We start from the raw sequence: 306 nt of genomic DNA on the forward strand, positions 1-306 counted from the left end.
AATGCCCATCGGCGCGAAGGAGGTGCCGGTGGACATGCGCAGCGGGGTGTTGAAGATCACCAGGAAATAGCCGGCGCTGGCCAGCGCGCAGACCATCAGCACCAGGTCGGGCAGGGCGAACTTCTCGCGTACCTGGCGATACAGCCACGACATCACGATGGCCGCGGCGGTGGCCAGGATCAGCGGATAGCCGTAGTGCCAGGCCTCGATATGCGGCTCGATGCGCTGCGCGCCGCCCTCGATGGCGCGCCACATCAGGACCGTCTGCAGCAGCGCGTAGAGCGCCGGGAGCAGCAGCAGTCCGGA

1 pseudogene is annotated in these 306 nt (G+C 67.3%); it reads right to left on the reverse strand.

The window, feature by feature from the left end:
* Positions 1–306: pseudogene (locus IEI94_RS22750) on the reverse strand (TRAP transporter permease); the annotation flags it as partial.

The organism is Halomonas sp. ML-15 (assembly GCF_014779595.1).
Lineage (GTDB): Bacteria > Pseudomonadota > Gammaproteobacteria > Pseudomonadales > Halomonadaceae > Franzmannia.